The 1,018-nt window shown below is 71.5% G+C and carries 1 protein-coding gene; it reads left to right on the forward strand.

The features are described from left to right. The coding region (locus tag JFB92_RS18830) for an IS110 family RNA-guided transposase (RefSeq protein ID WP_199042401.1) at positions 1-1,001 on the forward strand (1,001 nt) is incomplete at its 5' end. Between the last annotated feature and the right edge of the window lie 17 nt (positions 1,002-1,018).

Below are 1,018 nucleotides of genomic sequence, written 5' to 3' on the forward strand. Positions count from 1 at the left end.
ACGTAGCCGCCGCGGTCGACCCGTCCGAGGGCGTGATCGCGACCGCCTCGTTCGGCAACGACGGGCCCGGGCATGCGGCCCTGGCCGCCTGGGCCGCCGCGCTCGGCCCGGTCGCGGCCTTCGGCATCGAGGGCACCGGCTCCTGGGGCAAGGCCCTCACCACCGCGCTGACCGATGCTGGGGCCACGGTCATCGAGGTCAACAGCTACGTGGCTTCGGGCCGTCGGGCCCGGGGCAAGTCCGACGCGCTCGATGCCGAGTCCGCCGCCTGGGCCGTGCTCGGCGGCCGATCGACCACCGTGCCGAAATCGGCTGATGGCCCGGCCGAGGCCGTGCGGGCTTTGAGTATCGCGCGCAACGGCGCGGTCAAGGCACGGACTGAGGCGGGCAACGCCCTGCAGGCGCTGCTGGCCGAGGATCTCGACCTGGCCAGGGCATGCAAGGCCCAGGGGGCCAGAGCGATCGCCGATCGTCTGGCGCGGCTGCGGCCGCCGCGCTCGGCCGATCCGGCCGCAGCGCGCCGCCGCGCGCTCCGGTCGATCGCGCGCCGCTGGCTCGCCCTCGACGCCGAAGCGGCCGACCTGGAGGCCCTGATCAAGAACCTGACCGAGACCGCGGCACCGGACCTGGTGGCCGCCTTCGGGATCAGCCACCTGACCGCGGCGACCATCCTGGCCGCGGTCGGTGACAACCCCGAGCGGATCCGCTCCGAGGCCGCGTTCGCGAAACTGGCCGGTGCCTGCCCCATCCCGGCCGGATCGGGCCAGACCGACGGACACCACCGCCTCTACCGCGGCGGCAACCGACAACTCAACAAAGCGCTGCACACGATCGCCTTGTGCCGCATGGGCCACGACGAGCGCACCAAGCGATACGTCGCGAAACGAATCCAGACAGGAAAGACCAAACGCGAGATCATCCGGATGCTCAAACGCGCCATCGCCCGCGAGATCTTCCACCTCCTCAACCCAGCGACACACCACACGCCGACCCCGGCTTGACAGTCATAGAAACGTCT

The sequence above is a fragment of the Glycomyces salinus genome, from assembly GCF_016428645.1.
Lineage (GTDB): Bacteria > Actinomycetota > Actinomycetes > Mycobacteriales > Micromonosporaceae > Glycomyces > Glycomyces salinus.